Genomic DNA, 23,340 nt, shown 5'->3' with positions numbered 1-23,340 from the left:
TACATCTGCAACCTGGGGAGCAGGGACCCCCTGACCGAACGGTGGATGACGCGATTCACGCCCCCCGTGATGGTGGTGGGGTCGATCGCACGCTCACCCGACGGGGGACGACCATGACAGAGCCGGAGAACCCGGTACGAGGCACAGCCGCTCCCAGCCGCAGACACGTGCTCGCGGCCACCGCGGCCGGGGGCGCCGCCATGGCGGTGGGGACCGCCGGGACGGCCGGGGCCGCACAAGGGAAGCCCGCCCCGGGCGCCGGGGCGCCCACCGCCGCCATCGGCCCCGAAGACCCCCGTTACCTCTCCCTCGCCCAACGCGGCTGCAACGCCCGCTTCATCGGCAGGCCCGACTACTACCGCGTCGTCCACTCCACCGCCGAAGTCGTCGACGCCGTGCAGCGTGCCGTGCGCGAGGGCAGGCGCATCGCCGTGCGCAGTGGTGGCCACTGCTTCGAGGACTTCGTCGACCACCCGGACATCAAGGTCGTCATCGACATGTCGCCGATGCGCGAGATCACGTACGACGCCGAGCGGCGGGCCTTCCGCGTGGAACCCGGCGCGCAGCTCGCCGAGGTGTACCGCGAGTTGTTCATCGGCTGGGGCGTGACCATTCCCGCAGGCGCGACCGCCGAGGTCGGCATCGGCGGGCACGTCATCGGCGGCGGCTACGGCGTGATGTCGCGGCGCGACGGCGTCTCCGTCGACCACCTGTACGCACTCGAAGTCGTCGTCGTGGACAAGGACGGCACCGCCCGCGCGGTCATCGCCGAGCGCGACCCCGACAGCCCGCACCACGACCTGTGGTGGGCGCACACCGGCGCGGGCGGCGGGAACTTCGGCGTCGTGACGCGGTACTGGTTCCGTGACCCGGGCGCGCGCGGCGACGACCCCACCAAGCTGCTGCCCAGGGCCCCCGCCTCCTTCCTCGCCTTCCGGGCCGGCTGGAGCTGGAAGGACCTCGACGCGCGGGACTTCAAGACCCTCATGCGCAATCACGGGCAATGGTGTGAGCGCAACAGCGACCCAGGCACCCCGTACGCGAACCTCTTCAGCGTGCTCATGGTCAACACCACCCAGGCTGCGGGCTCCGGCGCCGTCCTCGCCGGTGTGATCGACGCGGCCGTGCCGGGCGCGCAGCGGCTCGTCGACGACTACATCGCGGCGGTCGGGCGCGGCGTGGGCGCCGAGCCCGCGATCCGCAGGCCTCCGCTGTCGTGGCTGAACGCGCTGACCTCCATCACGGACACCCGGTCCTCGCCGTTCAAGGTCAAGAGCGCGTACCTGCGGAAGACCTACACCGACCGGCAGCTCGACGTACTGCACGACCATCTCAGGCCGTCCGACGATCCCGCCGCGCGCATCAGCGGCACACTGTGGCTCGTCGCGTACGGAGGCGCCGCCCGCAAGGTCGCCCCCGACGCCACCGCCGTCGCGCAGCGCGACTCGATCCTGAAGGCCGTCTACATGGCGGGGTGGGACGCGGAGACGCAGGACGGGAAGCGGCAGACCGAGTGGGTGCGTTCGTTGTACAGGGGCGTGTACGCCGACAGCGGCGGCGTTCCCGTGCCGGGCGAGGTCAGCGACGGCGCGTTCATCAACTACCCGGACGCCGACCTCGCCGACCCGGAGCAGAACACGTCGGGCGTGCCCTGGTACACGCTCTACTACAAGGACAACTACCCGCGCCTCCAGCGGGTGAAGGCGACGTACGACCCGCGTGACGAGTTCCGGCACAGGCTGTCGATCCGTCCCGCGCGTTGATGACGAACAGGGTGCGCCCGGGGGTCACGAGAGCCGGGCGCACCCTCCACCTCACGCGGTGTGCAGTCGCAGCCCGTACCACTGAAGGATCTCGTTCACCGGCTGGAACCACGTCTCGCCACCGCTGCCGCAGTTGCCCCAGCCGCCGGACGTCACGCCCTGGGCCTGGTCGCCGCTGATGAACGAGCCACCCGAGTCACCGCCCTCGGCACAGACGCTGGTCTTGGTCAGCTGGCGGACGACCGCGCCGCCCGAGTAGTTGACGGTCTCGTTCTTGGCGAGGAGATTCCCGCAGTGCCACTTCGTGGTGGAACCGGAGCGGCAGATCGACGTACCGACCGGCGCCTCCGCCGACCCCTTCACCAGCCGGTCGGGGATGGTGCCCCAGCCGAGCACGACGGGCACGGTCCACCAGCCGTTGCCGACGGACACCCACGCGTAGTCGTTGTCGGGGAACGAAGAGCCCTGGAACGACCCGATGTTGGATCCGTCCCAGCCGCGCACACCCGCCCCCGCCTTGCCGCAGTGCCCGGCGGTGACGAAGCCGCCGTGCACGGAGAAGCCGATGGAGCAGCGGACGTTGCCGGTGTAGTACGGGTCGCCGCCGACGGTTCCGGCGGCGAAGGTGCTCGGGGCCTCCGGAACGGTGTCCACGCGCAGGGGGGCGGTGGCGCGGGCACGGCGGAGGAAGGTGGTGACATCGTTGTCGGCACGGTGGCCCTCGACGACGTCGACGACGACGCGGTTGGTCTTGGCGTCGACCCGCCAACTGGCCACGCCCTTGGGCGCCTTGGACTTGTCGGCGAACTTGTCGACGCGCGCCTTGGCGGCATCGAGCTCGGCCGCGCTGTGCTCGACGAAGCGGACATCGGCGCCGGTGTCGCGTACATCCGCGGCTGCGGAGCGCTCGGTGAGGGCGACGGTCAGCCGTCCGCGCCCGGCGTCGAACCAGGCGCCTCCGTACGCGCCACCGGCCGCCTTCTTCGCCGCGCGCTCGACCTTGACGGCGCGCTTCTCGTCGACGAGCCGCTCGCGGGCCCCGGCGGGCGACAGCCCGAGGTCGCGCTGCATGGCTTTGAGGAGGCCGTCGGAGGCGAGGGGCGCGTCGGGGGAATCGGCGGTCGCGGTGGCGGTGGGGGCGAGGCCGGTACCGGCACAGGCGGCCGCGAGGAGGAAGGCTGACAGGCCGAGGCGTGCGCTGGTCTTGCGTCTCACGTGGGTGTCCTCTCGTGGTTCGGGTCAGGTCGTGCCAAGGGGGGTGCGATAGACCGGAGTTGACCAGAGTTGAACTGTTGAGAGCGCTCTCAGTGCGTGGTGCGGCCGAGCGTAGAGAGCCTGTGCGGACAAGTCCAGACCTGCGGCCCGGGAGCGGTACGGCCCTATCGGGCGACCGGCGGTTCCTGACCGGACGTGACGACGGCTGCGAGGTCCGCGCCCGCCCGGAGCAGCGCCACGGTCCGCGAGGCGATCCGGTCGAGGCGTTGCCGCAGGATGTGCTCGGCCTCTCCCAGCCCCTGCCCGTCGAACCGGTGCAGGGAGCCCATGATGTCGCGCACCGCGGGAACGCCGTATCCGGCGTTGCGGAGGGCGGCGACGATCCGGGCCTCGCCGATCGCCGCGAGGCCGTACCGACGTGCTCGCAGTGACGTCACCCGCTCAGGGGTGACGAGTCCTTCCTCCTCCCAGAACCGCAGGGTCGAGGGGCGTACGTCGAGCGCCGCGGCCAGCTGCGTGATCGTCATCGTGTCGCCGTCCCGCTCCGGTCCGGGCGTGTCCGTCTCCCCCTGGATCGCGCGCAACGCCTGTTGCGCGCGGAGGGCCTCGTCCCGTTCCCGCGCGAGCCGCACGTGCGCCGCGCTGATCGCCGCGGCGGCCTCGGCGATCGTCGCCGTCCGCAGCTCCGCGAGCCGCCGCCGGGCCTCGACGGGCCCGACGGCGGCGGCGAGTCCGCGATAGGCGCGAAGAGCCTGCACGTGGGCTGCCGTGTACGAGCGGTAGCCGTTGCTCGACCGCGCGGCCTGCGGAATGACGCCCAGCCGCTCCAGGTCACGGACCTGCTGCACCGAGTACCCCGCCTCGCGGGCGACATCGACGGTCCTCAGCCGCTCCGTTCGCCGCCGACCGCCACTCGCGGTTCCGTCCACCGCAAACCCCACATGAGCACTTGAAGGTGATGCTTGAACCATGAGTATGGAACAGATCATCGCGACCGTACGAAACCTCGACGGCGCGCTCGTGCTCGTCCCGGAGCCGGGGAGCGACTCCCCCGAGCTCGCGTGGGGTGACGCGTTCTTCTACTACGCCCCCGATGGCCGACCGCCCGAGAACGTCCAGCCCTACGGGACCGTCGTCACCAAGAACTACCCGGACGACACCGCCTCCGACCTGGACCTCCCGGGCCGTTGGCGCGTCAACGTCCGCGTCGACCGCGCGACGTTCCGGGACCTCACCGGTGAGGAGCCGCACGGCATCACCCGACCCCGTGACCACGCGACCGCCGACCGCGTGCTGCCGCACCCGGTGTACGGCGCGCTGGGCTGGGTCTGCGTCGTCAATCCCGGCGAGCGGACGGCCGACACGGTCGTACGGCTGCTGCGCGACGCCCACGAGGCGGCTCGGGCACGGTTCGCACGGCGGCACGGTCCGGCACACAGCGCTCGGTCGACCAGCCTCTCGACAGCGCGACGTCGTCGTGTCTAAGATCCACGGCGACATCGCGTGCCGGTCACCGGCTGGGTGAGGCATGGAGGTGTCGGGAGATGCCTTGTGGAGGCATTCCTTGTCCGTTCAGTTGAATCACACGATCGTCCACGCCCGGGACAACCGGGAGTCCGCCGAGTTCTTCGCGGAGCTGTTGGGCCTCGAAATCTCCGGCGCATGGGGACCGTTCGTCGCGGTCGCCCTCAGCAATTCGGTCACTCTCGACTTCGCCGCCGTTCCCGCCGAGTCGATCACCCCGCAGCACTACGCCTTCCTGGTCTCGGAGGCGGAGTTCGAGGCGGCGTACGAGAAGATCAGGGTCCGTGGGATCGAGCACTGGGCCGATCCGCGGCAGACGCTGCCGGGCGACTTCAACCGCAACGACGGCGGCCGGGGCGTGTACTTCCTCGATCCGGCGGGGCACGCGATGGAGCTCATCACCGTGCCGTACGGCGGGTGGCCCGAGGTGTAGCCGGACGGAGCCGCGCGTTTCCGCCATCCCCAGGTTTCGGGATACCGGGGCGCGGGGTGCCCCTGGGACCTTCTTCGCAGGAAGTGCGGGACGGTTCCAGAGCGCAGCCCGCACCCGGACGGGAGAAACGAAATGATGCGACGGACGGCCCTGCGCGGCTGGCGACCGGCACTCGCCCTCGCGGTCGGCGCGGCAACATTCGTGGGTACGGCGGCGCCTGTCGCCGTGGCCGGGGACCAGCGGGTCCTGGAGTCGGCGTTCGCCGCCTCCGGCCATCTCAACCTGCACCAGTGCGCGTACTACGCGAGCAGCCTCGACGACCACTTCAACACGTTCATCACCCCGAGCGGCGACGGCCGCTACTCCACCGGCACGAAGCACTCCGCCACCGCCGACACCACGGCGGCCTGCGGTGCGGGGAACGGCAATCACGTACCCGTGCCGGTCCTGCACGGCGTCAACGCGCTGGACCTCGGCGCGGGGCGCTACCTCAACCTCCAGCAGTGCGACTACTACCGGAGCGCGAGCACCGACCGCTTCACCACCCTGGTGACGCCCAGCGGCGACGGGCGCTACTCGACCGGCACGAAGGTCTCGAACACCAAGGAGACCTCCCCCACCTGCGGGCCCGGCAACGGCAGCCACGTGCCCAACCCGGGGCTTTCCGGCTCCCTGCCCCTGGACCTGACCACCGGCAGCCGCCTCAACCTGCACCAGTGCGTGTACTACTCGGAGCGGCTCAAGAGCCACATGACGAGCGTCGTGCCGGCGCCGGACAGGCGGTACACGACGGGCACGAACATCTCCGACACCGTCGACACCCGGCCGGTCTGCGGCGCGGGCAACGGCGATTACGTTCTCGTGCCGCTGCTGTCGGCCGTCAAGAGCGTTCCGCTGACGTGAGAACGCGGCGAGGGCCGTACCCCCGGAACGTGTCCGGGGGTACGGCCCCTCGACCGCTTGCTGGGTCCTGCCCGCCGACCTACTTGCGGATCAGGCTGCGCAGCACGTACTGCATGATGCCGCCGTTGCGGTAGTAGTCCGCCTCACCGGGGGTGTCGATGCGGACGACCGCGTCGAACTCGACACCGGTGTCGGTGGTGACCTTGACCGTGCGCGGGGTCGAGCCGTTGTTCAGCTCGGTGACGCCGGTGAAGGAGAAGGTCTCCTCGCCGGTCAGGCCGAGGGACGACGCGGTCTGGCCCTCGGGGTACTGGAGCGGCAGGACGCCCATGCCGATGAGGTTCGAGCGGTGGATGCGCTCGTACGACTCGGCGATGACGGCCTTGACGCCGAGGAGCGCGGTGCCCTTGGCGGCCCAGTCGCGGGACGAGCCGGAGCCGTACTCCTTGCCCGCGAGGACGACCAGCGGGATGCCCTGGTCGATGTAGTTGCGCGAGGCGTCGTAGATGAACGAGACCGGCGCGTCCTCCTGCGTGAAGTCACGCGTGAAGCCGCCCTCGGTGCCCGGCGCGATCTGGTTGCGCAGGCGGATGTTCGCGAACGTGCCGCGAATCATGACCTCGTGGTTGCCTCGGCGCGAGCCGTACGAGTTGAAGTCGCGGCGCTGCACGCCGTGCTCCGTCAGGTACTTGCCGGCCGGGGTGTCGGCCTTGATCGCACCGGCCGGGGAGATGTGGTCGGTCGTGACCGAGTCGCCCAGCTTGGCGAGGACGCGGGCGCCCTGGATGTCCTCGACGGGGGACGGCTCCTGCGCCATGCCCTCGAAGTACGGGGGCTTGCGGACGTAGGTGGACTCGCTGTCCCACTCGAAGGTGTTGCCGGTCGGGATCGGCAGCGCCTGCCACTGGGCGTCGCCCGCGAAGACGTCCTGGTAGGACTTGTTGAACATGTCCTCGCCGATGGCGTTCGCCACGACGTCGTTGACCTCGGCCTCGGTGGGCCAGACGTCCTTGAGGTAGACCGGGTTGCCGTCCTGGTCGGCGCCGAGGGCCTCGGTGGTGATGTCGATCTTCATCGAGCCGGCGAGGGCGTACGCGACGACCAGCGGCGGGGACGCCAGGTAGTTCATCTTGACGTCGGGGTTGATGCGGCCCTCGAAGTTCCGGTTGCCGGAGAGGACGGACGTCACGGCCAGGTCGTGGTCGTTGACGGCCTTGGAGACCTCGTCCGGGAGCGGGCCCGAGTTGCCGATGCAGGTGGTGCAGCCGTAGCCGACGAGGTTGAAGCCGACCTTGTCGAGGTAGGGGGTGAGCCCCGCCTTGTCGAAGTAGTCGGTGACGACCTTGGAGCCCGGGGCGAGGGTGGTCTTGACCCACGGCTTGCGGGTCAGGCCCTTCTCGACGGCCTTCTTCGCGACGAGCGCGGCGGCGACCATCACGTACGGGTTCGAGGTGTTGGTGCAGGAGGTGATGGCCGCGACCGTCACCGCGCCGTGGTCCAGCTCGTACGTCGAGCCGTCGGGGGCGGTCACGAGGACCGGGTTCGACGGGACGCCGTTCGTGGTGGCCGGGGCGTCGGAGGCCGGGAAGGACTCCTTGCCCGCCTCGTCGACCGAGTCGACGTAGTTGCGCACGTCGGTCTTGAACTGCTCGGCGGCGTTGGCGAGGACGATGCGGTCCTGCGGACGCTTCGGGCCGGCGATCGACGGGACGACCGTGGAGAGGTCGAGCTCCAGCTTCTCGGAGAAGTCGGGCTCGGCGGCCGGGTCGAGCCAGAGGCCCTGCTCCTTGGCGTACGCCTCGACGAGCGCGACCTGCTGCTCGGAGCGGCCGGTCAGCTTCAGGTAGTTCAGCGTCTCGCCGTCGATCGGGAAGATCGCGGCGGTGGAGCCGAACTCCGGCGACATGTTGCCGATGGTGGCGCGGTTGGCGAGCGAGGTGGCGGCGACGCCCTCGCCGTAGAACTCGACGAACTTGCCGACGACGCCGTGCTTGCGCAGCATCTCGGTGATCGTGAGGACGAGGTCCGTGGCGGTGGTGCCCGGCTTCAGCTCGCCGGTCAGCTTGAAGCCGACGACGCGCGGGATGAGCATGGAGACCGGCTGGCCCAGCATCGCGGCCTCGGCCTCGATGCCACCGACGCCCCAGCCCAGGACGCCCAGGCCGTTGACCATCGTGGTGTGCGAGTCGGTGCCGACGAGGGTGTCGGGGTAGGCCTGGCCGTTGCGGACCATGACCGTACGGGCCAGGTGCTCGATGTTGACCTGGTGGACGATGCCGGTGCCCGGGGGGACGACCTTGAACTCGTCGAAGGCGGTCTGGCCCCAGCGCAGGAACTGGTAGCGCTCCTTGTTGCGGCCGTACTCCAGCTCGACGTTCTGGCCGAAGGCGTCCGCCGTACCGAACTTGTCGGCGATGACGGAGTGGTCGATGACCAGCTCGGCCGGGGCCAGCGGGTTGATCTTCGCCGGGTCGCCGCCGAGCTCCTTCACGGCCTCACGCATGGTGGCGAGGTCCACGACGCAGGGGACGCCGGTGAAGTCCTGCATGATCACGCGGGCCGGCGTGAACTGGATCTCCTGCGCGGGCTGGGCCTGCGAGTCCCAGTTGCCGAGCGCGCGGATGTGGTCGGCGGTGATGTTCGCGCCGTCCTCGGTACGGAGCAGGTTCTCCAGCAGCACCTTCAGGCTGTAGGGAAGGCGTGCGGAGCCCTCGACCTTGTCCAGCTTGAAGATCTCGTACGACTCGTCGCCCACGCGCAGCGTGCTGCGGGCGTCGAAGCTGTTCGCCGACACGACAGTCTCCTTCAGATTTTTTCGCGCGTTCCGTACATCCTGCCGCCACGACTCCTCGTCGGTCCGCTAAGGTAAGGCTTAGTTAGGTAACCCTTACCGAGTGGCGGCTTCTGGTGCGCCTCGGCAGATATCTCGATGTCGAGATAACTCTAGTACATGACCCCTCGGTCCGACGAGGCGCGCCCGCATGCCCTGCGTCACGGGGCGCCCCCGGCACGCGCGGTGAGCGCCACCGTCGTGTAGCGCATGGTGAAGCTGCCGCCCAGGGTGTCGACGGCGGCGCCGACCGCCGCGAGCACCTCGGACCGCGCCCGGACCGGGAGGCGGGTGAGCGCGCCCTGCGTCGGCAGCTGGTCCAGCCAGGCGTCGCGGGTGTACGTCCACTCCCATGCGTACGACCATCGCTCGGGGTCGCCGAAGGCGCGCGTCGCACGGATGCCGTCGGCGGCCGTGTCGAGCAGCGGGTCCGGGCCGGGCTTCGCCCGGACGTCGAACGGGACGTCGGGCGCCACCGCGTGGAGGGCGTCGGCGAACGCGTCCGCCACGGCGGGCGGCGGCTCGTGCATGTTCCAGAACGCCGCGAGGAGGCCGCCGGGGCGCAGGACCCGCGCCGCCTTCGCCGCCCCCGCGACCGGGTCGACCCAGTGCCAGGCCTGACCCGCGACCACCGCGTCGAACGTGCGGCCCGCCGGGTCCCACTCCTCGAAGGTCCCGGGCTCGACCTCCGTTCCGAGCCCCCGCGCCAGCTCCGCCATCCGCTCGTCGGGCTCGACGCCGAGCACCTCGCACTCCGCTGCGCGCAGCTGCCGGGCGACGATTCCGGTGCCGCAGCCGACGTCGAGGACGGTCGGGCCGGGGGCGGTCGCGGCGATGCGGCGGACAAGCGGGGTGGGATAGCGGGGGCGGGCCCGGTCGTAGCGCTCGGCGTCCGCGCCGAAGGATTCCGCCATCCGACGGTGTCGGTGGGGCTCGCTCTCAGGGATAGTGGGCATGCGCCCACTTTGAGTGGGCACGTGCCCACTCGTCAATGGCCGGGTGGACGGTACGGCAGAGAGGCGGGACCGACGTGCCCACAGGGGTGGCCATCCGCGATGTGCGCGAGCAGCTGTTCGCCGCCGCCGAGCGCGTCCTGCTCCGGGACGGCCCGAACGCGCTGACCAGCCGGGCGGTCACCGCGGAGGCGGGGTGCGCGAAGGGGGTCCTGCACCGGCACTTCGACGACTTCGACGCGTTCCTCGCCGAGCTGGTGCGCGACCGGATCGGCGAGGTCGAGACGCGGGGCGCGGCCCTGCGCGGGGCGGCAGGAACCGGCACCGTCGTCGACCACGTCGCCGCCGCGCTGACGGACCTGTTCGGGCCGCTCGCGCTGGGCGTGCTCGGTCTGGTCACCTCGCGGGACGCGCTGCGGGCGCGGCTGCGGCGGACGACGCCGGTCGGCATCCCTCTCCTGACGGAGGCGGGCGCCGTGCTTGCCGCCTACCTCGCGGCGGAGCGCGACCTCGGCCGGCTCACCGCCGGGTCCGACCCCGACACGCTCGCGTTCACCGTCATCGGGAGCGGACATCTGCTGTTCGCGGGGTACGAGGGCGGTGCTCCGTCAGCAGTGGAGGTCCGTCGGGTCGTCGACACGGTCCTGGCGGGGGCGACACCTCGGACGGGTTGAGCCGGGTGCGTCCGACGACGTCCGCACCAGCCAGGACGGCGACAACGCGTCTCGGGCGGCGCGTCGCGGATGGGCGCGGGGCGTGAGGACGGTGCGCCCCGGGCTGCGGAAGCACGCCGTGGCGTTCTCACCGTCCTCGCGGGGGCCGCGCCTCAAACCCGTTGAGCCGGGCACGCCTCCGACGACGCCCGCACCACCAGGCCCGCCGGGACCGTCACCGGGCCCGACGGCACCGTCCCGTCGTCCTCGATCAGGGCGACGAGGACCGCCACGGCGGCGTGGGCCATCTGCTCCGGGGCGAGGGTCAGCGTCGTCACGGGTGGGGTCGTCCGCGCGTAGGCGGGGTCCTCGCTCGCGCAGACCACGCGCAGGTCGTCGGGGACGCGCAGGCCGTGCCGGGCCGCGGCGGCGAGGAGCTGGCGGCCTCCGGGGTCGTACGCGGCGTAGACGGCGTCGACCCGGTTCCCGGGGTCCCCCAGGAGCGCGTCGAACGCGTTGCCTCCGTCGTCGGTCTCGTCGAACGGCACGATCAGCGGGGTCCTCGCGTGGTCCGCGCACCAGCGTTCGTACGCCGCCGTCACCGCGTGCGCGTAGTGCTCGCCGCCGCTGCCGGACTGGAGGGCGACGCGGCGGGCACCGGAGGACGCGAGGTGGTCGAGCACCTCGCGGGTCGCCGACTCGTGGTCGTTGTCGACCCAGTGGTCGCCGGGGAGCGGGTCGCCCGGGACCCCGTCGAAGACGAGCGGGATGCCGCGGGCGCGCAGGGCGCGGACCATCGGATCGCCGCGCGGGCTGTCCATGATCAGCATTCCGTCGACGGCGAGGTGGTGCCAGGAGTCGTCGGCGGCGCGGTCGGCGGGGAGGGTGACGAGGGCGTAGCCGCGGGCGTGGGCGGCGGAGGTGGCCGCGGTGACGGCGCGGGAGAAGTAGGCGATGTCGGTGTAGTTCCAGGCGCCGGGGAACGTGGTGACCGCGATGCCGAGCGTCCGGGTGCGGGGCGGGCCCGGCGTGCCGTAGCCGAGGCGGGTCGCCGTCTCGCGGACCCGGCGGCGGGTGGCGTCGCCGACCCGTCCCGTGCCGTTGAGGGCGTGCGAGACCGTCGCCGTCGAGACCTCCGCGGCGCGGGCTATGTCGGCGAGAGTCGGCCGTGGCACGTGGCACATCGTACGGAATCCGTCGTCCGGGACGGGTTCTGGTTAACGGATTACTCGTCGAGGGTTCCCTCCACCTTCCTCATCGGTCCCGCTACGCCTTGGAGTGTGTGGTCGTGTCCCCGTCGTACGAAGCCCCCGCCCAGCCCTCTCCCCTCTCGCGGAGGGGGCTCCTCGCCGCCGCCGGAGCCGCCGGGCTCGTCACCGCGGCCGGTCCCGCCGCCGCGGCCTCCCCCGCGTCCCCCTCGTCCCGTCGCCGCTCCGCCGCCCTCGTCGTCCACAACGGCCGCGTCTTCACCGGCACTTCCGCCCACCCCACCCGGCACGAAGCCGTCGCCGTCGGGCGGGACGGGCGGATTCTCGCCGTCGGTCCGGACGCCGCCGTCAAGCGGCACGTGGGGCGGGACACCGACGTCGTGGACGCGGCGGGCGGCACCGTCATGAGCGGCATCCACGACGGGCACGCCCACCCGATGGACGCCGCGAGCCGGTCGCTGCGCCCCTCGCTGGCCGGCGCCGAGCAGACCGTCGAGGAGCTCCAGAAGACGCTGACGGGGTTCCTCAAGGACTCGGCGGAGCAGGAGCCCGACGGGTGGCTCGTCGTGGAGGACTGGAATCCGGTCGGGCTCCTGCCGCACGGCACCGCCCCGCACCACACGATGCTCGACGCCCTGCCGACGCGCCGCCCGATCGCGCTGCGCGGCGGCGACGGCCACAACCTGTGGGCCAATCAGCGGGCCCTGGACATCGCGAAGATCACCGCGTCCACGCCGGACCCGGTCGGCGGCAGAATCGTGAAGGGGGCGGACGGCAGGCCGACGGGCGTGCTCAAGGACGACGCCCAGCCGCTCGTCGCACGGCACATCCCCGAGCCCGACGAGACCCAGTTGGCGGATGCAGCGGCGAAAACTCTCGCCGAGGCCGCCGCGTCCGGCATCACCACGTTCATGGAAGCCGTCGTGGGGCGCGCCGAGCTGAAGCTGTATCAGCGGCTCGCCGCGTCGGACCGGCTGCTCCAGCGCATCGTGCCCGCCCTGCGCGTGGAGACCGACATGACGAAGGATCCGGCCGCGGCACTCGCGTACGCGAAGAAGCTGCGGGCGGAGTTCGATGACGTACGAGGACTGCGCTTCGGGACCATCAAGGTGTTCCTCGACGGTGTCGTCGAGTACCCGGCGCAGACCGCCGCGCTCCTGGAGCCGTACCTCGACAAGGACGGCAGGCCCACCGACCACCGCGGCGACCTGTACGTGTCGGCGGCGGACTACGGACGGCTCAGCGCCGCCTTCAACGCCGAGGGCTGGCAGATGCACGCGCACGCCATCGGCGACCGCGCCGTGCGCACGTCCCTCGACGGGTACGCGTACGCCTTGCGGAAGACCGGCCGCCGTGATCTCCGCAACACCACCGCACACCTCCAACTGGTCGATCCCGCCGATCTGCCGCGGTTCGCCGCACTCGGCGTCGTCGCCTGCATGCAGCTCCAGTGGGCCGCCCGCACCACGTGGACGATGGACGCCCTGCTGCCCTACATCGGGGCACGGCGCCACCGTTGGCAGTACCCGGCGCGCAGCCTTCGGGACCGGCGCGCGGCGCTCGCGGGTGGCTCGGACTGGCCGGTCGACCCTTTGCAGGTCTGGAACCAGATCCGCACCGCGATCGACCGCGAGGGCATGGAGGGCGAGGGCGACCTGTACCGCGCGCAGGAAGGCCTCAGCCGTACGTCTTCCCTGCTCATGCACACCGCGGGCACCGCGCGTCAACTCCGCTCGGACCACCTCACGGGCACCGTGGAGAGAGGGAAGGCAGCCGATCTCGTGGTGCTCGACCGCGATGTGACGCGGTGTCCGGTGGCCGATATCAGCTCGTCCGAGGTGCGCATGACGCTCGTCGGAGGCACAGTGGTGCACGACGCACAGTCGTCGGCAGGACGCGCGGCCGCCGCCCGAGTGACGCGGGCGGCGGCGGGGCCCCGGCCCACGGCGTACGCGTCGGTGCACGGCCGGCACGCCTCGTGCGGCTGTGGCTGAGCTCCCCCCGCGCCTCGGCGAACCGGGAGAAAGCCCCTCTTACGGCCGAACCTCAGATGGCCTACCCCAGCGCGTACGGCATCTCATATCTGAGATAACGTACGACTCATGGCAGACGACTACCTCGTACGCATCGGCAAGCTCATTCGCGACGCCCGGCAGCACCGCGGCTGGACGCAGACGCAGCTCGCCGAGGCGCTCTCCACCAGCCAGAGCGCCGTGAACCGCATCGAGCGCGGCAACCAGAACATCAGCCTTGAGATGATCGCCCGAATCGGCGAGGCTCTCGACAGTGAAATCGTCTCGCTCGGGTACGCGGGCCCCATGCATCTGCGAGTTGTCGGCGGCCGTCGGCTCTCCGGCGCCATCGACGTCAAGACGAGCAAGAACGCGTGCGTGGCGCTGCTCTGTGCGTCCCTCCTGAACAAGGGCCGTACGGTGCTGCGCCGCGTGGCCCGCATCGAGGAGGTCTACCGCCTCCTGGAGGTCCTCAACTCCATCGGGGTACGCACCCGTTGGATCAACGACGGCGTCGACCTGGAGATCGTGCCGCCCGCCAAGCTGGACATGGACGCCATCGACGCGGAGGCGGCCCGCCGCACCCGCTCGATCATCATGTTCCTCGGCCCGCTGCTGCACCGCATGGACCACTTCAAGCTGCCCTACGCGGGCGGCTGTGACCTGGGCACCCGCACGATCGAGCCACACATGATCGCGCTGCGCAGGTTCGGCCTGGACATCGCGGCGACCGAGGGGCTGTACCACGCGACGGTCGCCCGCGACGTCTCCCCCGACCGCCCGATCGTCCTGACCGAGCGCGGGGACACGGTCACCGAGAACGCGCTGCTCGCCGCGGCGCGGGGCGCGGGCACGACCGTCATCCGCAACGCGTCCTCGAACTACATGGTCCAGGACCTGTGCTTCTTCCTGGAGGCGCTCGGCGTCAAGGTGGAGGGCATCGGCACGACCACCCTGACCGTGCACGGCGTCCCCACCATCGACGTCGACGTCGACTACTCCCCCTCCGAGGACCCGGTCGAGGCGATGAGCCTGCTGGCCGCCGCGGTCGTCACGGAGTCGGAACTGACGGTGCGCCGGGTGCCGATCGAGTTCCTGGAGATCGAGCTCGCGGTCCTGGAGGAGATGGGCCTCGACCACGACCGCAGCGCGGAGTACCCGGCCGACAACGGCCGTACCCGCCTGATCGACCTCACGGTCCGCCCCTCCAAGCTGGAGGCGCCGATCGACAAGATCCACCCGATGCCGTTCCCCGGCCTGAACATCGACAACGTGCCCTTCTTCGCGGCCATCGCGGCGGCGGCGCAGGGCAAGACGCTGATCCACGACTGGGTCTACGACAACCGCGCGATCTACCTCACGGACCTCAACCGCCTCGGCGGCCGCCTCCAGCTCCTGGACCCGCACCGCGTCCTGGTGGAGGGCCCGACCCGCTGGCGCGCGGCGGAGATGATGTGCCCGCCCGCCCTGCGCCCCGCCGTGGTCGTCCTGCTCGCGATGATGGCCGCCGAGGGCACGTCGGTGCTGCGCAACGTGTACGTGATCAACCGCGGCTACGAGGACCTGGCGGAGCGCCTGAACTCGGTGGGCGCGCAGATCGAGACGTTCCGGGACATCTGACGGCGGCGGAGCGCCGTCGGACGCGGGCGGGTCAGTGCCCGGCCCGGTCCGACGGCGCGGCCGTGACGAGTTCGGTCAGCACCCCGTGGCAGTCCTTGGGATGCAGGAAGGTGATCCGCGACCCCATGGACCCGATCCGCGGCTCGTCGTAGAGCACCCGGATTCCCTTGTCCCGGATGGCGTCGGCGTCGCCGTCCACGTCCGCCGTGCCGAACGCGATGTGGTGGACGCCCTCGCCGTTCTTGGCCAGCCACTTGCCCACCACGGAGTCCTCGCGGGTCGACTCCAGGAGCTGGAGGCAACTCATACCGCCGTCCGACGTCCCGTTGATCCTCAACATCGCCTCCCGGAGGCCCTGTTCCTCGTTGGCCTCGATGTGGAGGACCTCGAAACCGTACGTCTCACGGTAGAACTCGATGGTCTTGTCGAGGTCGAAGCAGGCGATCCCGATGTGATCAATTCGCGTCAGCATGGCTCAAGTTCACCTCACCCGCGGATGATCATGCAAGCCGTCACTTGCCCAGCTTCTTGGCCGCGGCGGCGCGGCGGGCGAACGTCTCCTCCTTGGAGCCCTCCATCTCGCGCAGCGCGGACTTCCGTTCCCGCTTGCTGAGCCGGTCCAGGTAGAGGTGGCCGTGCAGGTGGTCCGTCTCGTGCTGGAGGCAGCGGGCGAAGTAGCCCCGGCCCTCGATCACGAGAGGGTTGCCGTCCTTGTCGCGGCCTCGCACCACCGCGCGGTCGAGCCGGGGCACCATGCGGTACGGACCCGGCACGGACAGGCAGCCCTCCGACTCCTCGACCAGCACGCGATCCTCGGTCGCGATCTCGTCCAGGACCGGATTGGCGATGTGCCCGACATGGCGCACTCCCCAGTCGTCCACGATGTCCCACACGAACAACTGAAGGTCCACGTCGATCTGGTTGGCCGCTAGGCCCGCGCCGTTGGCCACCTGGTTCGTGGCGAACATGTCGTCGATCAACTGCGAGAGCTCGGGCGTGCCGAACTCGGTGACCTCCCGGCAGCGCCGGTTCAGGATCTCCTCCCCGACGACGGTGATGCGGTGCACCGCACCCCGTTCGACCTCCGGGGCGAGCTGCGGGTAGGAGTCGACCGGCTCCCCCTGTACCCGCACCCGGCGGTCCTGCGAGATGTCACCGTTCCGAACTGCCATGGAGTTTCCACGCCTTCCGCACATGCACGCGCCGGCCGGGGACGTGCTCCCCGGCCGGCGCCTGCCCAGCTTGACCGAACGCTTTCCAAAGTAGCAGCCTTTGCAAAGTGAGCGACAACGACCGTCAAACACCCGCCAGGGAGCACACGTTGAGCCGTGCCCGACAGTCCCTACCGGACCATCCCGTGCGCGTCGCCCTGCTGGACCTGCTGGCCGAGCTCGGCACCGTCACGTCCACACAGGCCGCCGCCCGCCTCGGCCACAGCTCCGGCCTCTGCTCCTTCCACCTGCGCCAACTCGCCCGGCACGGCCTCATCGAGGAGGTTCCGCGGGAGGGCGGCCGGGCGCGGCCGTGGCGGCTCAGGTGGGAGTCGGGGCCCCCGCCGGACCAGAACGCGCCGGAGCGGTTCGACGATCTGGCACGGGGGTTGGAGGACGAGAGCTACCAGCACTGGCTGAGTCACCGGGACCGGGCGCCGGCCGACTGGAAGCACGACGAGTCGTTCAGCGCCGTGGTCCACCTCACCCCGGCGGAGATGGCCGAACTCGCCGCTTCCATCAGGCTGTTGGTGGGCGCGTATCGCGACCGGGACCACCGGGCCGTCGCGGGGGCGAGGCCCGTGGCCGCGGTCGCCCGGCTGTTCCCCCTCCTCGACGACGACGGTGGTAGTGGTGGTGCGACCCGGTCAGCCCGGTCGTCCGTGGACGTACGCCCGGAGGAGTGACGCCCCGGAGAGCCCGCCTATGCCGGCGAGTTCGTCACGCCCGGCGCGTCCGGCGCATTCGTCGCGTCCGCCGGGTTCTCGGTGCCGAGGGCCGAGATGACCTCCGCGGCCCCTTCGCCCCGACTCGCCGTGGTCGTCACCACGGGGATGTCCCGGGTGCCCAGCGCGACCATCGCACGCAGTTCGCGGACCAGCCCGTGGACCCCGTCCTGGTCCGCCTTGTTCACGACGTACAGGTCGGCGACCTCCAGCACACCGGCCTTGGCCAACTGGATTCCGTCGCCCGCGCCGGGGGCGAGGACGACGACGGTCCGGTCGGCGACCGACGCGATCTCGACCTCCGACTGCCCGGCCCCGACCGTCTCGATCAGGATGACGTCGAACCCGGCCGCGGACAGGACCGCGATCATGGGCCGGGCGGTCGCCGAGAGGCCACCGAGGTGACCCCGGCTGGAGGCCGACCGGATGAACACCCCCGGGTCGTCCGCATGCGCCTGCATACGGATGCGGTCGCCGAGCAGCGCGCCGCCGGTCACCGGCGACGAGGGGTCGAAGCAGAGCACCGCCACCCGCTTCCCGCGCCGCCGGTACTCGGCGACGAGGCAGGAGACGAACGTCGACTTGCCGACACCCGGCGGACCGGTCAGGCCGATGACCGGGCAGGCCGCACCGGCAGCACCCGCCGCGCCCGGGGCGCCGAGGTCGGCGGCCGCGAGGTCATGGTTCTCCGCACGCCCCATGAGGCGGGCCAGCGCGCGGGTGCTGCCCTGCCGGGCGGATTCCAGCAGGGCGTGCAGCGGCTCCCCCGTCACCCGGTCACCTCCAGCGGGCGCAGGTTGGCGTGCGCCCAATCGATGATCTCCGGGAGGGAGTCACGGGAGGTGAAGATCCGGCGTACACCCATCTCGACGAGCAGACGCGCGTCCTCCGGCGGGATGATCCCGCCGCAGAAGACCGGCACATCCGCCGCGTCGTTCTCGGCCAGCAACTTCAGGATCCGAGGCACCAGTTCCATGTGGGCGCCCGACAGCAGGGACAGGCCGACCGCGTCGGCGCCCTCCTCCAGCGCGGTGCGGACGATTTGCTCGGGTGTCTGCCGCAGGCCGGTGTAGATGACCTCCATACCGGCGTCGCGCAGGGCCCGCGCCACCACCTTGGCGCCCCGGTCATGGCCGTCGAGCCCCGGCTTGGCGACCACCACTCGAACTCGATGCATCTGTCCCCCGGACTTTTCCGTGTCTGCGATCGGAGCCGACGACGTCATGCCGTCATCAGCGGGGCGACCCGGTCCTCGCCGATGCGCGCGCGCAGCGCCGGGTCGGTGACGCCGAGCCCGGCGGCCGGCGACAGGCAGAGCACGCCGACCTTGCCGAGGTGCTCGTTCAGCTGGATCGCCCGTGCGGCCTCGCCCGTCTCCTGGAACGGGTGCACCGCGGACAGCATCGGCATCACCTTGCCGCGCTGGATGAGGCGGTTCGCCTGGTGCTGCTCGTACAGATTCGCCCCGTGGCTGCCGACGATCTTCTTCAGCCGCATCCACAGGTAGCGGTTGTCGAAGGTGTGCTGGTACCCCGTGCTCGATCCGCACGTCACGATGGTGCCGCCGCGACGGGCGACGAACACCGAGACTCCGAACGTCTCGCGGCCGACGTGCTCGAAGACGATGTTCGGGTCCTCGCCGACCTCACGCCTGATGATCTTCCCGAGCCGCTTGCCCGCGGCCACGGTGACGTCCGGGTCGGCGGAGATCTCGCCGATCTCCCGGCGGTCGATGACCAGTTCGCAGCCGAGCTTGCGCGCGACCTCGGCCTTCTCGTCCGAACTGACGATGCCGACCGGTATGCCGCCGCCGTTGCGGACGAACTGGACGGCGTAGCCGCCGAGGCCGCCCGCCGCGCCCCACACCAGCACCACGTCGCCCTGACGCATGTTGGCACCGCGCTCGCTCACGAGCATCCGGTAGGCCGTGCCGGCGCACAGCGGATTGCTGGCCGCCTCCTCCCAGGTGAGGTGGGCGGCCTTGGGCAGCAACTGGCTGGCCCGGACGACCGCGTAGTCGGCGAGACCGCCGAAGTTCGTCTCGAATCCCCAGGCCCGCTGCTCGTGCCCCAGCATGCCGTCGTGCTGGGTCAGCGGTTCCTGGTCGTCGACGTGTGCCGTCGCCACGGCGACGTGGTCGCCGACCTTCCAGTTGCGCACCCCGTCACCGACGCGCACGATCACTCCGGCGGCATCCGAGCCGAGCACGTGGTAGGGCTGGTCGTGCCGGGCGGCCCAGCCGCCCTGCTTGCCGTAGTGGCGCAGGAAGTTGAAGGTGGGCAGCGGCTCGAAGGTCGCGGACCAGATGGTGTTGTAGTTCATCGCCGCCGCCATGACGGCGACCAGCACCTCGTCGGGGGCGAGTTCCGGCATCGGGACCCTGCCGAGGTGAATGGTCTTGCGGACGTCCTTGTCCTCCACACCGGAGAAGATGCCGACGTCCTCGGCTCGCAGATGGGCAGCGTTGTATTCGGCGGGGACCGGAAGGCTCTCCAGTACGTCGGGCGAGGCGCCCGCGATCACAGCTGCCGAAAGCTCGTCCATGGTCATCCTTCTTCACTGTCAGCGTCGGTGCTGGGGTCGGTGCTCGTATCGGGGTCGGAAACGGTGACTCTGATGCGTCCGGGCAGGTCACCGCCGTGCAGCCAGGTGCGCAGATGGGCACGGATGTCGCGCGCGCTCGGGGCGCCCGTGGACGGGCCGGTCACGGTGAGCACCGCGGTCGCCGTCCGGGCCTGTTCCATGCGCACCTCCGCTTCCCGGACCCAGGGGTGGGTGCGGGCGACACGGGCGACGGCGGAGGCGTCGATCAGGCTGCGGGTGCGTATCCACCGGCCGTCCCGCGGTCCGAGGAGCCGCACGCGGCCGTCGGCGGCGACGTATCCGCAGTCCTCGGTGGGGATCTCGCGGCCGTCGGGCAGCAGGACCCGCACCGTACCCGCGATGGATCGCGGCAGCGGCTGTCCCGACGGGCCGTGGACCGTGAACGCGACGCCCTCCGCGGGTGCCAGCGTGGGCGGCTGGGGAGCGTCGTCGTCGTGCACGGTCCCCGCGCGGACGTCGCCGCGGAGGTACGGGGATCCGCCGGCCGCGGGGGCCGGGCGGTCCGCGCGTGCCGGGGCGACCGAGGAGGTCGTGCGGTCGGCGGCGAGGTCGGAGACGGCGGTGCGGAAGTCGGCCAGGAGCTGCTCGGCCTCCGCTGCGCCCATGAGGTCCTGGCGGTAGTCGAGGCGCACCCGGCACCGCGGCCAGTCCGCCCGGATCTGCAGGGTCCTGGCCAGGGCCGCGTTGGTGTTCGGCGTGAAGAAGTCCCAGGCGGAGCGCAGGCCCGGGACGTCCAGGTCCAGGCCGGCCGGCGGCCGGGGGAAGGACAGGCCGAGTTCGGTGCTGAGCCGGGCCAGCGGCTTGCCGGGCACACCGGCGACCAGGTCGACGAAGGGGACGCGGCGGTTGCGCGCCAGTTGGGTCAGCGCCCGGCGCGCGGTGGCCACGGACTGCTCGGTCGAGGCGCTCCGGGCCGTCTCCAGGGCCACGGGGACCACGTTGATCTGGAGCCCGGCGACGTGGCCGGTGTGCTCGTCGCTCACGTCGGAGGCCAGGGCCAGCAGCGACTCGGTGTTGCCGTAGACGGCCAGTTGGCGGGTGAGCGCCGCCATGAGCATGGTGAAGGTGCTCACCTCCAGCGCCTGTGCCTTCGTACGGAGGGCGGCGACCGCGGACGGGTCCAGTTCGATCGTCGGCGACGCGGTGACCGTCCGCTGCCCCAGGCGTCCGCCTTCGGGCAGCGCCATCGGCTCGGCCCTGTCGACGGCGGTCCGCCAGAACTCGATGGCCTCCTCGGTCACCTCCCTCGGGGCCACCGGGGTGTCGGGCGCGGCCAGCGGCGTCGGGCGCACGGCCCGCCCCGCCCGGAGGTCCCCGAGGCAGGCGGAGAAGTCGCGGGCCACGAGGAACTTGCTGCGCCCGTCGAATCCGGCGTGATGGGCCTCGAACACGACCGAGCAGCGGTCGGGGGCGTGCCTGAGGAGCCGGAACCGGATGGGCGCCTCCGTGGCCAGGTCCCAGTGTCGGTGCTGTTCGGGCCGCTCGCGCCAGGCACGGACGGCGGCGCGCTCGGCGCCGTCCTCGCAAGGGAGGTCGCCGTGCTCGAAGTCGCAGGCCTCCTCGGCCGGCAGGACGCACTGCCGCAACTGGCCGTCGACCAGGCGCAGTACCGACCGCAGCGGTTCGTGCCGGTGCAGCACGGCTCGTGCGGCGGCCTCCAGGTGGTGGGCGTCGACCGCCCCGTGGAAGGTCGCCACGAAGTAGCCGCCGCCGCTGATGGACGGGTCGATGGTGGCTTCGGCCCACAGTGCGTACTGGCCCGCGTCCGCGGGCCTCTCGTGCAGGATCGTGGTCATGCGCGGCGGCCCCGCTCGCGTCGGCGCCTGCTGCGGTCCTCGCTGATCAGCGTGGCGACGGCGTCGCGGTCGATCTTCCCGCTGGGCGTCCTCGGCAGTTCGGGCAGTACCGTCACCGAGGCCGGGATCGAGGCGTCCGGCAGGACCTTGCGCAGCCGTTCCAGCGCGTCGGCCTCGGCCGGCCCCGCGCAGCCCTCGCGGGGGACGACCGCGGCGCGCAGGACGGCGTGGCCCGCCCCGGTCGTCACCATGACCGTCGCGGCGGCCGCGATGTCGGGGTCCGCGAGCAGTTGCGCGTCGACTTCCAGGAGGTCGACGCGGATGCCGCGGATCTTGGTCTGGCTGTCCACGCGGGAGAGGAAGCGCACACCGTCGTCGGTGAGTTCGACCAGGTCGCCGGTGCGGAAGGCGCGGGTGTGCCCGGCCGGTGAGGTCGGGATGGTGACGTAGCGCTCGGCCGTCAGCTCCGGGCGGCCCAGGTATCCCTCCGACAGCGGGTGCCCCGTCACGAGGAGTTCGCCGATGTGGGGGTCTTCCGGGTTCTCCGGGTCGATGAGCAGCTCGCACCCCGGCAGGGGGACGCCGACCGGCGGCAGATGGGGCCAGGCGTAGGGGTCGGGGCCCAGGATGTGCGAGGTCACCATGGCGGACTCGCTCTGCCCGTAGTGGTTGACCAGGCGGCAGCCGGGCAGCCGGGCGAACATCGCCCTGATGTCCTCCGAGCAGACGACCTGCTCGCCGGCGGTGTTGACCTCGACCAGGGACAGCTCGGCGAGCGTCTCCGGACGTGCCGTCACCGCCAGCATCTGCAGGGCGACGAACGGCAGGAACAGCCGCTCGACGCGGTGTTCGGCCAGCCAGCGCAGCAGCCGCGCCGGCTCGCGGCGCAGCTCCTCCGGCATGACCGCCAGCGTGCCGCCGCCGCACAGCGTGCCCAGGATCTCCTGGAACGAGACGTCGAAGTTCAGCGGGGCGAACTGCGCGGTGCGCAGGTCGGGGCGCGGCGAGTGGGACGCCTGCCACTCGGCCATCGTGTCGATGCAGCGGTGGCCGAGGGCCACGCCCTTGGGCCAGCCGGTCGACCCCGAGGTGTAGATGATGTACACGGGCAGCGTGGGGTCGCAGTCGACCGGGCGCAGGTCCGGGGTCCCGGGCGCGGCGGGGGCCCGGCCGATGTCCACCAGGGGGCCGTCGTAGCGCACGCGGGTGTCGTCGGTGGTGATGACGGCGCGCGGCGCGCAGTCGTCGATCATGAACTGCAGGCGTTCGACGGGGTACTCGGGGTCCAGCGGGACGTACGTGGCGCCGCGCAGCACCACTCCGAAGAGCGCGGCGACGGCGCCCGCGCCGCGCGGGCGGGAGACCGCGACCCGGTCGCCCACGCCCACGCCGGCCGTCGCGAGGTCGGCCGAGACCGCCTGGGCCCAGGCGGCCAGCTCCGCATACGTGTAGGAGCGGTCGGCGTCGACGACCGCCGTACGGTCCGGGTGTTCGGTGACGCGGCGGGCGAATGCGGTCAGGAAGCAGTCCGGCGTCGCCGGGCCGCCCCACAGAGACTTCCGTTCCTGCGTGGTCATGCGTTCGTCCCTTGCTGTGCCTTGGCGGACAGCTCCTCGTCGACGGCGTCCACGAACTCCTCGATGGTGGGGTTGTCGAATATCAGGTGCAGTTCCGCCTCCAGGCCGTACTCGCGCTCGACCAGGGCGAGGATCTTCGCGGCGACGAGGGACTCGCCGCCCAGGTCGAAGAAGTTGTCCTCGGGCGTGAGGCCCTCTTCTCCGGTGGCCCGCTCCCAGAAGGCGATGACGGTGTCGGTCAGCTGCTGCTTGTTCATGTTGCTTCGCTATCCACTCGGGTGTCGGGCGCCGGCACGGCCGCGTGCGGTGTGTG

21 protein-coding genes are annotated in these 23,340 nt (G+C 71.5%); 8 read left to right on the top strand and 13 right to left on the bottom strand.

Features of this window, described 5'->3' with window-relative positions:
* The first annotated feature begins 113 nt into the window (after positions 1 to 113).
* The gene (locus DEJ47_RS29655; RefSeq protein ID WP_150173362.1) at positions 114 to 1,763 is read left to right on the top strand and encodes an FAD-binding oxidoreductase; all 1,650 of its coding nucleotides are present in this window, start codon (positions 114 to 116) and stop codon (positions 1,761 to 1,763) included.
* Positions 1,764 to 1,814: 51 nt separating this feature from the next.
* Here DEJ47_RS29655 and DEJ47_RS29650 read toward each other — a convergent pair whose 3' ends face one another.
* A complete protein-coding gene (locus DEJ47_RS29650; RefSeq protein ID WP_190415626.1) occupies positions 1,815 to 2,978 on the bottom strand; it encodes a S1 family peptidase in 1,164 nt (387 codons plus the stop codon).
* A 164-nt stretch (positions 2,979 to 3,142) separates the two neighbouring features.
* Positions 3,143 to 3,907 (bottom strand): MerR family transcriptional regulator, encoded by a 765-nt coding sequence (locus DEJ47_RS29645; RefSeq protein ID WP_223828544.1) that lies wholly within the window; start codon positions 3,905 to 3,907, stop codon positions 3,143 to 3,145.
* Positions 3,908 to 3,953: 46 nt separating this feature from the next.
* Here DEJ47_RS29645 and DEJ47_RS29640 point away from each other — a divergent pair, with 46 nt between their 5' ends.
* The 3 genes from DEJ47_RS29640 (at position 3,954) to DEJ47_RS29630 (ending at position 5,838) form a co-directional block, all read left to right on the top strand.
* The gene (locus tag DEJ47_RS29640; protein ID WP_150175935.1) at positions 3,954 to 4,463 is read left to right on the top strand and encodes a DUF6194 family protein; all 510 of its coding nucleotides are present in this window, start codon (positions 3,954 to 3,956) and stop codon (positions 4,461 to 4,463) included.
* Between the two features lie 79 nt (positions 4,464 to 4,542).
* Positions 4,543 to 4,935 (top strand): VOC family protein, encoded by a 393-nt coding sequence (locus DEJ47_RS29635; RefSeq protein WP_150173358.1) that lies wholly within the window; start codon positions 4,543 to 4,545, stop codon positions 4,933 to 4,935.
* A gap of 132 nt (positions 4,936 to 5,067) precedes the next feature.
* Positions 5,068 to 5,838 carry a hypothetical protein gene (locus tag DEJ47_RS29630; RefSeq protein ID WP_150173356.1) on the top strand — a complete coding sequence of 257 codons (771 nt, stop codon included), beginning with the start codon at positions 5,068 to 5,070 and terminating at the stop codon, positions 5,836 to 5,838.
* Positions 5,839 to 5,917: 79 nt separating this feature from the next.
* On the opposite strand, the gene acnA is transcribed toward DEJ47_RS29630, so the two are convergent.
* Positions 5,918 to 8,632 (bottom strand): aconitate hydratase AcnA, encoded by a 2,715-nt coding sequence (gene acnA / locus DEJ47_RS29625; RefSeq protein WP_150173354.1) that lies wholly within the window; start codon positions 8,630 to 8,632, stop codon positions 5,918 to 5,920.
* A 197-nt stretch (positions 8,633 to 8,829) separates the two neighbouring features.
* On the bottom strand, positions 8,830 to 9,624 hold the full coding sequence (locus tag DEJ47_RS29620) for a class I SAM-dependent methyltransferase (RefSeq protein ID WP_150173352.1): 795 nt from the start codon (positions 9,622 to 9,624) through the stop codon (positions 8,830 to 8,832).
* Between the two features lie 74 nt (positions 9,625 to 9,698).
* Between DEJ47_RS29620 and DEJ47_RS29615 the strand changes: the two genes are divergently transcribed.
* On the top strand, positions 9,699 to 10,295 hold the full coding sequence (locus DEJ47_RS29615) for a TetR/AcrR family transcriptional regulator (protein WP_150173350.1): 597 nt from the start codon (positions 9,699 to 9,701) through the stop codon (positions 10,293 to 10,295).
* Between the two features lie 152 nt (positions 10,296 to 10,447).
* On the opposite strand, the gene DEJ47_RS29610 is transcribed toward DEJ47_RS29615, so the two are convergent.
* Positions 10,448 to 11,458 carry a LacI family DNA-binding transcriptional regulator gene (locus DEJ47_RS29610; protein ID WP_150173348.1) on the bottom strand — a complete coding sequence of 337 codons (1,011 nt, stop codon included), beginning with the start codon at positions 11,456 to 11,458 and terminating at the stop codon, positions 10,448 to 10,450.
* A 104-nt stretch (positions 11,459 to 11,562) separates the two neighbouring features.
* On the opposite strand from DEJ47_RS29610, the gene DEJ47_RS29605 reads away from it, so the two are divergent.
* Both DEJ47_RS29605 and DEJ47_RS29600 read left to right on the top strand, forming a co-directional pair.
* Positions 11,563 to 13,476 (top strand): amidohydrolase, encoded by a 1,914-nt coding sequence (locus DEJ47_RS29605; RefSeq protein ID WP_150173346.1) that lies wholly within the window; start codon positions 11,563 to 11,565, stop codon positions 13,474 to 13,476.
* Positions 13,477 to 13,584: 108 nt separating this feature from the next.
* Positions 13,585 to 15,114, top strand: a complete 1,530-nt coding sequence (locus DEJ47_RS29600; protein ID WP_150173344.1) for a helix-turn-helix domain-containing protein — start codon at positions 13,585 to 13,587, stop codon at positions 15,112 to 15,114.
* 31 nt (positions 15,115 to 15,145) lie between these two features.
* Here the strand turns inward: DEJ47_RS29600 and mce are convergent, their stop codons facing one another.
* Both mce and def read right to left on the bottom strand, forming a co-directional pair.
* Positions 15,146 to 15,586: a methylmalonyl-CoA epimerase gene (mce, locus tag DEJ47_RS29595; RefSeq protein WP_150173342.1), complete on the bottom strand. Its 441-nt coding sequence runs from the start codon at positions 15,584 to 15,586 to the stop codon at positions 15,146 to 15,148.
* A 40-nt stretch (positions 15,587 to 15,626) separates the two neighbouring features.
* Positions 15,627 to 16,286 (bottom strand): peptide deformylase, encoded by a 660-nt coding sequence (def, locus tag DEJ47_RS29590; RefSeq protein ID WP_150173340.1) that lies wholly within the window; start codon positions 16,284 to 16,286, stop codon positions 15,627 to 15,629.
* 107 nt (positions 16,287 to 16,393) lie between these two features.
* Here def and DEJ47_RS29585 point away from each other — a divergent pair, with 107 nt between their 5' ends.
* Positions 16,394 to 17,011 carry a helix-turn-helix domain-containing protein gene (locus DEJ47_RS29585; RefSeq protein ID WP_150173338.1) on the top strand — a complete coding sequence of 206 codons (618 nt, stop codon included), beginning with the start codon at positions 16,394 to 16,396 and terminating at the stop codon, positions 17,009 to 17,011.
* A 17-nt stretch (positions 17,012 to 17,028) separates the two neighbouring features.
* On the opposite strand, the gene meaB is transcribed toward DEJ47_RS29585, so the two are convergent.
* From meaB to DEJ47_RS29555, 6 genes are read right to left on the bottom strand one after another with little or no spacing between them, the layout of a single operon-like run.
* Positions 17,029 to 17,823 carry a methylmalonyl Co-A mutase-associated GTPase MeaB gene (gene meaB, locus DEJ47_RS29580; RefSeq protein WP_223828543.1) on the bottom strand — a complete coding sequence of 265 codons (795 nt, stop codon included), beginning with the start codon at positions 17,821 to 17,823 and terminating at the stop codon, positions 17,029 to 17,031.
* Positions 17,820 to 18,227: a cobalamin B12-binding domain-containing protein gene (locus DEJ47_RS29575; protein WP_150173336.1), complete on the bottom strand. Its 408-nt coding sequence runs from the start codon at positions 18,225 to 18,227 to the stop codon at positions 17,820 to 17,822. Before DEJ47_RS29575 ends, meaB begins: the two co-directional genes overlap by 4 nt.
* 44 nt (positions 18,228 to 18,271) lie before the next feature.
* Complete coding sequence (gene ccrA / locus DEJ47_RS29570) at positions 18,272 to 19,594, bottom strand: crotonyl-CoA carboxylase/reductase (protein ID WP_150173334.1); 1,323 nt, start codon at positions 19,592 to 19,594, stop codon at positions 18,272 to 18,274.
* Positions 19,595 to 19,596: 2 nt separating this feature from the next.
* The gene (locus DEJ47_RS29565) at positions 19,597 to 21,450 is read right to left on the bottom strand and encodes a condensation domain-containing protein (RefSeq protein WP_150173332.1); all 1,854 of its coding nucleotides are present in this window, start codon (positions 21,448 to 21,450) and stop codon (positions 19,597 to 19,599) included.
* Positions 21,447 to 23,027 carry an AMP-binding protein gene (locus tag DEJ47_RS29560; RefSeq protein ID WP_150173330.1) on the bottom strand — a complete coding sequence of 527 codons (1,581 nt, stop codon included), beginning with the start codon at positions 23,025 to 23,027 and terminating at the stop codon, positions 21,447 to 21,449. The genes DEJ47_RS29565 and DEJ47_RS29560 overlap by 4 nt, the downstream gene beginning before the upstream one ends.
* A complete protein-coding gene (locus DEJ47_RS29555; RefSeq protein ID WP_150173328.1) occupies positions 23,024 to 23,284 on the bottom strand; it encodes an acyl carrier protein in 261 nt (86 codons plus the stop codon). Before DEJ47_RS29555 ends, DEJ47_RS29560 begins: the two co-directional genes overlap by 4 nt.
* Positions 23,285 to 23,340: the final 56 nt, after the last annotated feature.

This window comes from Streptomyces venezuelae, from assembly GCF_008642355.1.
GTDB classification, from domain to species: domain Bacteria; phylum Actinomycetota; class Actinomycetes; order Streptomycetales; family Streptomycetaceae; genus Streptomyces; species Streptomyces venezuelae_B.
Note: the sequence above shows the minus strand (reverse complement) of the source record. Positions and strands in the feature narration are given on the sequence as shown.

Excerpts from the sequence above, each read along its gene's own strand:
- DEJ47_RS29630 (WP_150173356.1), top strand. The coding sequence starts at position 5,068 with ATGATGCGACGGACGGCCCTGCGCGGCTGGCGACCGGCACTCGCCCTC.
- DEJ47_RS29555 (WP_150173328.1), bottom strand. The coding sequence starts at position 23,284 with ATGAACAAGCAGCAGCTGACCGACACCGTCATCGCCTTCTGGGAGCGG.
- DEJ47_RS29620 (WP_150173352.1), bottom strand. The coding sequence starts at position 9,624 with ATGCCCACTATCCCTGAGAGCGAGCCCCACCGACACCGTCGGATGGCG.
- mce (WP_150173342.1), bottom strand. The coding sequence starts at position 15,586 with ATGCTGACGCGAATTGATCACATCGGGATCGCCTGCTTCGACCTCGAC.
- DEJ47_RS29640 (WP_150175935.1), top strand. The coding sequence starts at position 3,954 with ATGGAACAGATCATCGCGACCGTACGAAACCTCGACGGCGCGCTCGTG.
- DEJ47_RS29575 (WP_150173336.1), bottom strand. The coding sequence starts at position 18,227 with ATGCATCGAGTTCGAGTGGTGGTCGCCAAGCCGGGGCTCGACGGCCAT.
- DEJ47_RS29560 (WP_150173330.1), bottom strand. The coding sequence starts at position 23,027 with ATGACCACGCAGGAACGGAAGTCTCTGTGGGGCGGCCCGGCGACGCCG.
- def (WP_150173340.1), bottom strand. The coding sequence starts at position 16,286 with ATGGCAGTTCGGAACGGTGACATCTCGCAGGACCGCCGGGTGCGGGTA.
- DEJ47_RS29610 (WP_150173348.1), bottom strand. The coding sequence starts at position 11,458 with ATGTGCCACGTGCCACGGCCGACTCTCGCCGACATAGCCCGCGCCGCG.
- ccrA (WP_150173334.1), bottom strand. The coding sequence starts at position 19,594 with ATGGACGAGCTTTCGGCAGCTGTGATCGCGGGCGCCTCGCCCGACGTA.
- DEJ47_RS29565 (WP_150173332.1), bottom strand. The coding sequence starts at position 21,450 with ATGACCACGATCCTGCACGAGAGGCCCGCGGACGCGGGCCAGTACGCA.
- DEJ47_RS29655 (WP_150173362.1), top strand. The coding sequence starts at position 114 with ATGACAGAGCCGGAGAACCCGGTACGAGGCACAGCCGCTCCCAGCCGC.
- DEJ47_RS29600 (WP_150173344.1), top strand. The coding sequence starts at position 13,585 with ATGGCAGACGACTACCTCGTACGCATCGGCAAGCTCATTCGCGACGCC.